The 6444-nt window shown below is 67.6% G+C and carries 6 protein-coding genes; 4 read left to right on the top strand and 2 right to left on the bottom strand.

The window, feature by feature from the left end; genetic code table 11:
* Together NBW77_RS17365 and NBW77_RS17360 are read right to left on the bottom strand one after the other, a co-directional pair.
* Nucleotides 1-359 (bottom strand): glycosyltransferase (locus NBW77_RS17365; RefSeq protein WP_250280018.1); only part of this gene is annotated, 359 nt, incomplete at its 3' end.
* A 134-nt stretch (nt 360-493) separates the two neighbouring features.
* A complete protein-coding gene (locus NBW77_RS17360) occupies nt 494-1591 on the bottom strand; it encodes a glycosyltransferase family 2 protein (RefSeq protein ID WP_165485824.1) in 1098 nt (365 codons plus the stop codon).
* Nucleotides 1592-2223: 632 nt separating this feature from the next.
* On the opposite strand from NBW77_RS17360, the gene NBW77_RS17355 reads away from it, so the two are divergent.
* The 4 genes from NBW77_RS17355 to NBW77_RS17340 all read left to right on the top strand — a co-directional run.
* Nucleotides 2224-3663: a rhamnosyltransferase WsaF family glycosyltransferase gene (locus tag NBW77_RS17355; protein ID WP_250280017.1), complete on the top strand. Its 1440-nt coding sequence runs from the start codon at nt 2224-2226 to the stop codon at nt 3661-3663.
* A 136-nt stretch (nt 3664-3799) separates the two neighbouring features.
* A complete protein-coding gene (locus NBW77_RS17350) occupies nt 3800-4924 on the top strand; it encodes a DegT/DnrJ/EryC1/StrS family aminotransferase (RefSeq protein WP_207386820.1) in 1125 nt (374 codons plus the stop codon).
* Nucleotides 4921-5589: an acyltransferase gene (locus NBW77_RS17345; RefSeq protein ID WP_242605561.1), complete on the top strand. Its 669-nt coding sequence runs from the start codon at nt 4921-4923 to the stop codon at nt 5587-5589. Before NBW77_RS17350 ends, NBW77_RS17345 begins: the two co-directional genes overlap by 4 nt.
* 245 nt (nt 5590-5834) lie before the next feature.
* The coding region (locus NBW77_RS17340) for a hypothetical protein (RefSeq protein WP_207386821.1) at nt 5835-6444 on the top strand (610 nt) is incomplete at its 3' end.

The raw sequence follows: 6444 nt of genomic DNA, 5'->3' as shown, positions 1-6444 counted from the left end.
CCGCGCACCAGCTCACCCGCGGCCGGCAGTTCGCTGTCCCCGTCGAAGTGCAGCGGGCGGCCGTAAGCCATGCCAACCCACGGATTGGCCTCGAGAAGCGCGAGTGATCGAGCAAGCGAACCGGGAGTGAGCAGGTCGTCGGCGTCGAGGCGGACGAGGTATTCACCCTGAGCCTTGGCAAGGCCGTCGTTGAATGCCGCGACGGGCCCGCCGTTCGCGCGTCGGGTAAGCACGCCGACCCGACTGTCGGCAGCCGCCAGCGAGACGGCAACCGACGCGGAATCGTCATCCGACGCATCGTCCACGATGACAACATCGGTAGCCACGCCGGGCTGGTCGAGGGCACTGCCGACGCTCATCGGGAGGTATCGACCATAGTTGAAACAGGTGACTACGACTGTCACTCGTGGCCGGCTGCCCTTCGGCAGGCCGGGCAGTGGTGGCCGAACGTGCCGCGCCCGCCCGGCGGACGCGTCTTTCCGATGCCCGTGATTCATACACCGCTCCATCGCCAGCGGCGCCAACGAATGCGCCCTTCCATGTCGCGGGCGGCCTCGCTCGCCGCTCGGGCGAGCGCCCGCCGGGCCGGGGGGTCCGCGGCCATCCACCGCCGCCGCTCGAGGGAAGCCCACGCCCGTGTCTGCCGTGCCTCCGGAAAGGTGTCGATGGCGAAATCGACGTAGGCGTCCACGGACTGATCGGCGAATTCCGCGTCGTCGAATGTACGGCAGGCGTGGTCAAGAGCTTCCGAGGCAAGTTTACGACGGGCCGTGCGGAGAAGATCCGCAGCGTCCGGAATTTCTTTTCCGGCACCCGTCAGGACGCTTTCGTAAGCGTCCCGGCGACCCTGGAGGTCGATCATCAGGCCGGCGTTGACGGTCCGTTGCATACTATCCGGATGGATACGGTAGAAGCCCTGGTCCGCACCACCTACCCAGCCGATGTCCGAAACCGTGGCGAACCGTAGCCACAACTCCATGTCGTGGCTGTGCGGCAGGTCGGTGTTGTATTCGCCGACCCGGCGGAGGGTTTCGGTGCGCATCAGCACCTCGGGTTGCATGATGGTGTTGTGGCCGCGGTGGCACATGCGCGCGATCCATTCATCGCCGCGCCATATCAGCCAGCGCCTGGCTTCGGTGCGTGCACGCGGTGTGGGTATCGTCCGGAACTGTGCCGGAAAACCGTAGACGAAACCGACCGTCGGGTGGTGTTCGGCGAGTGCCGCGGCCCGGGAGAGCGATCCCGGAGTGAGCATGTCATCCGCGTCGAGTTTGACGGCGTACGTACCGGTGAGCAGGCCGAGCCCCTCATTAAAGGTGGCCAGGTGGCCATGGTTGCGTTCATGCGCGATGAGGGAGACCCGGGGGTCGGCCGCGGCCAGTGCCGCGGCTATGTCCTGGCTTCCATCGGTGGACGCGTCATCAATAATCACTACGTTGACGCGAACGCCGCCCTGTGACAATACCGAATGAACTGAATCCGCGAGGAAGCGACCATAATTGTAGCACGAGATGAATACCGATACCTGAGGTGGTAAGCGGTCGGTGGGCAGCGGCCGGGGTTTCTCTGCGCGGGGGTGGAGTTTCGACATTACAACGCCTCCGACGGATCGTGCGATGTTTGGACGATGAACGCTTCGGCAGGCTCCGTTGTTTGTCGGCTGCCTGGACGGAGTGTTCGCCGGACAACAGTCCCACGGGCGAGGAATCCGCATTGAATGTGCTTTGCCATCGTAATAGCAGTACGCACTCGTCCCCCCATTACCGCATGACCTTTCACGTCGGCACGCGTGGTCCCCTTCAGGCGCGACACGAGCCGATGGCAGGCGTCAGGGGGGGACTATACACCACGCATCGGCAGGCGCCGGATGCCTCCTTCGGAACTACCGGTGTCCGGGGTATGCCTTGGGGTCATCGAAGGACGGCCCTCGAAGAACCCGGCGATGAAGTGGAATGTTCCCGGCCCGCTCTCAATGCGCGAGCGGCATTGACCGGATAAGGGTGGCTGGCGGCGCGGGAGAATCCGTCACAGGCGGCGGTGGGCAGGAAGTGCGTCGGCCGGGATGCGGGTCGGGATGCCGGGATGCCGGGATGCCGTAGGGCATCGGACGTCCGGCCTCGCGGGCGGCGTCCCGGCCGGGCACATGGGGACCCTGGTGCGTGCCTGATGGTGAGGACCCGTCATCATCGGAGGCTGTTGCGGGCGTTGCGTGAGGGGGAGCCCATGAACGATCCGGCCAAAAACTGGCAGGCCACGCGCGACCAGGTCGTCCGCCGGGCAGGTCAGATCGCCCGGGTGCTTCAGGAGGACGGCACGCGCGGGCTCGCCGGGCGGGCGCTGCGGGCTGCTTCCAGGCGGGTGGACGAGCCGTCGAGCGTGCTGCCGGTGCGCGCACAGGAGGTACTGCGGGCGGGCGCGCTCAAGCCAATGCCGGTCGGGTCGCAGGTGCCCGCCTCCGCCGCCTCCACCGCCTCCGCCGCCGCCGACTCCGCCGACTCCGCCCTGCCCACAATCACGGGGACGGATCTTCCGGAGGTCGTGCCCGCGTCCCGGGGGGACCGTCCCCTGGTGGTCAACTGGGTCATGACCCCGCCCCCGCCGGGCTCCGGCGGGCATACCACCCTGCTGCGACTGGTCGAGCATCTGGAGCGCTCCGGTCATACCTGCCGCCTGTACTTCTACGACCGGTATGCCGGCGACATGCGCTCCCACACCGAGCGCTTCCGCGGCTACTGGCCGCAGATCCGCGCGGAGGTCGCCGACGCGACCGGCACGATGGAACCCTGCGACGCGGTGTTCGCCACGTCGTGGCAGTCGGCGTATGTCGTCGCAGATCCGCGGACACCGGGCCGCCGGTTCTACTGCGTGCAGGACTTCGAGCCACTGTTCTACCCGGCGGGCAGCGAAAGCGTGCTGGCGGAGAACACGTTCCGGTTCGGCTTCCACGGCATCACCGCCGGGCGTTGGCTGGCGGAGAAACTGACTGCCGACTACGGGATGCCGTGTGACTACTTCGAGTTCGGCGCCGACACGGACGTCTACCGGATGGAGCCCGTCACCGGCCGTCCCGTCCGTGACGGAGTGGTCTTCTATGCCAAGCCGAGCACGCCACGACGTGCCTACGCTCTTGGCCTGCTGGCGTTGCAGGACTTCAACACCCGTCATCCGGACGTGCCGATCCACCTGTTCGGTGAGGATGTCGGGGCGCTGCCCTTCCCGGCGGAATGCCACGGTGTCATCACCCCGGCCGAGCTGAACGCCTTGTACAACCGGTGCCTGGCAGGACTGTGTCTGTCGGTCACGAACCTCTCGCTCATTCCGTTCGAGCTGCTGGCGGCCGGCTGCATCCCGGTCATCAATGATGCCCGGCACAATCGGCTGGTACTGGACAATCCGTACGTCCGCTATGTTCAGCCGGCTCCCGGTGAGCTGGCCGCTGCCCTGTCCGACGTGGTTACCGCGACCCCGTCGACACAACGGGACGAACGTGCCGCTGCTGCGGCCGCGAGCGTGGCCGACCTGCCGTGGGACGCCGCGGGCGCGGCTGTGGAACGTGTGCTGCTGCGGGAACTGCGGGACGTTCCGGCGCGGGCCGTTTCCCCGGCCTGGTCGAAGCGTCCGTTGGTCGGCGTCCGCGGCGTGCCCGGTCCCGAGCAGCCCTGACCCGGAACCGACCCGCGGGTTCGCGGATATGCGGGTATGAGGGTGTGCGCAGCGTGCTGGGCGCCGGCGTGGCGCGAGTCGCACCGTCGTTTCGACCACCGCGGTTCCGCGACCGCTTCTGACAACCGTGAGGACGATGATGACCCACATCCCTCTGGTCGACCTGCCGGCCCAGCATCGGGAGGTCGCCGCCGAGATCGAGCCCGAGCTGGCCGATGTGATGGCGACGGGTGCCTTCATCGGGGGTAAGCCGGTCAGCCTCTTCGAGCAGGAGTATGCGGCCTTTCTCGGCGCCGGCCACTGCGTGGGCGTCGGCAACGGCACCGACGCCCTCGAGATCGCGCTTCGCGCGTTGGACGTCGGCAGGGGAGCCTGCGACGAGGTGATCTTGCCGGCCAACACCTTCATCGCCACCGCGGAGGCCGTCGTCCGCGCAGGTGCCCGGCCGGTACTGGTCGACGTCGACCCGGCCACCTATCTGATCGACACCGCGGCCGCTGCCGCGGCGATCGGGCCGCGCACCAGAGCGCTGCTGCCGGTGCATCTGTACGGGCAGGTCGCCCCGGTCGAGGAACTGCTGCCGGCTGCCGGCGCGGCCGGTGTGCCGATCGTCGAGGACGCCGCTCAGGTGCAGGGTGCCACCCGTCACGGGCGGCACGCGGGGACGTTCGGCGCGGCGGCGGGAACGAGCTTCTATCCGGGCAAGAACCTTGGTGCCTATGGCGACGCCGGCGCCGTCCTGACCATGTCCGCCGAGGTCGCGGCCGCGGCGCGCACGATCGGCAGCCACGGGTCGGACCGCAAGTACATACACAGCCGACTCGGGGTGAACTCCCGCCTGGACGCTGTTCAGGCCGTGGTGCTGAGGGCCAAGCTGACGAGGCTGGCCGGCTGGAACGCCGCCCGTGCCGATGCGGCGGCCCGCTACGACGGGCTGCTGGCGGACCTCGCGGCCGATGGAGTGATCACCCTGCCGACGGTCCTGGCTGGGAACACCCATGTCTGGCACCTGTACGTCATCGAGGTGTCGGACCGCGACGCCGTCCTTGAGCGGCTGCACGGTGCCGGAATCGGCGCGGGTATCCACTACCCGATCCCGGTGCACCTACAGGAGGCGTTCGCGGACCTCGGGTATGCCCGCGGGGCGTTTCCCGTGAGTGAGCGGTCCGCTGACCGCATCCTGTCACTGCCCTTGTTCCCACAGATCACTGTTGACCAGCAGTCCCGGGTCGTCGACGAGCTGCGTCGGGCACTGCGGTGAGTGTCGCCGTAGGCAGGGATGCGTCCGCGGTGGCAACCGGGCCGAGGGACGTCTTCGTTCATCCGCGCGGGTTGTGCGAGAGCGACGAGGTCGGCGCCGGCACCAGGATCTGGGCGTTCGCGCACGTCATGGCCGGCGCTCGGCTCGGCCGGGACTGCAATGTCTGTGACCACGCGTTCGTCGAGTCCGGCGCGGTGGTGGGCGACCGGGTGACCATCAAGAACGCGGTCCTGATCTGGGATCTTGTCACGGTCGAGGACGATGTTTTCCTCGGCCCGAACATGATCTTTACCAACGACATGAATCCACGGGCCGAAGTGAAGAAGGGCACCGACCGCCTCGACCGCACCCTGGTACGCCGGGGAGCCACCATCGGAGCGAATGCCACGATCGTGTGTGGCACCACTCTCGGCGAATACAGCTTCGTGGCGGCCGGCGCCGTGGTCATCCGCGATGTCGGAGCGTATGCGTTGGTCGTGGGAAATCCGGCCCGACAGGTCGGCTGGGTGTGTGCGTGCGGTGAACGGCTTGACGAACGGTTGTCGTGCGCGTGTGGACGGGCATTCGAACACCTGCCCATCGAGGGGCAGGTCCCATCCACCGCGGGACTACGCCCCGTGGCGGATGGCGATAGCCCCGGCGAATCCGTCGGGGCGCCGGGTTAGAGTGCAGATGTGCGTCTGGCCCGGAAGGTGGGTCCGGCCGGGAGATCCGGGCCCAGCTGGACCTCGGAGGCGCCAGTGATGATCTGCCCGGTATGTTTCCGCGGTCGAATCCGGCCACGAGATGCTCTGACGATGACGTTGTGGGGCGGTTCGCGCGTGTCGAAGCCTGTCTGTCCGGTAGCGGGTATCTCGCTGTCCGGCCGCGGGCACCGTCGACGGACGTGCTCTGCCCAGGGGGTTGAGACGTGTACCTGAGAGATTCGTTGTATGTGCTTGCGCGCCGCTGGTATGTGGTGGTGCCTCTTGTCCTGGTCCTTGCCGTCGGTGTCATCTTCTTAACCCGTACGACGCCCTACAGTTATTCCGGCAAGGCATCGGTCGTGTTGCTCTCACCTTCGGTGAAGTCGACGAACGAGCCCACCGCGTCCAATCCGTACCTGGCGTTCAGCGGTAACCTCGACGCTACCGCCGCCGTACTCGTCCGGATTCTCACCGACGAGGATTCCGCGCAGACGCTGACCGGTTCCGGTGCCACAGCCGCCTACACGGTCGGGCCGGACCCGACCACTCCGAACGCGCCGCTGCTGGCGATCGAGACCAAGGACCACGACCCGGTCGTGGCGGCACGGACCATGGACGCGCTGATCGTCCTGCTGCAGAGCCAGCTGAAGGAACAGCAGACCAAGGCCCGGGCACCGGCGGAGCTGTTCATTACGGCGGCAGTGGTATCCCACATGTCCCCGGAGCGCGACAGCACCGCAAAGAAAACGGTGGCTGCGGTGGGCCTGGCTGTGTCGCTGGTGCTCCCGCTACTCACCGCGTTCGCGGTCGAAGGCGCCGCCTTCCGCCGAGGCC

It is taken from the genome of Frankia sp. Cppng1_Ct_nod (assembly GCF_920656135.1).
GTDB classification, from domain to species: domain Bacteria; phylum Actinomycetota; class Actinomycetes; order Frankiales; family Frankiaceae; genus Protofrankia; species Protofrankia meridionalis.
The sequence above is the reverse complement of the archived record's forward strand: the minus strand, read 5'-3'. Positions and strand labels throughout refer to the sequence as shown.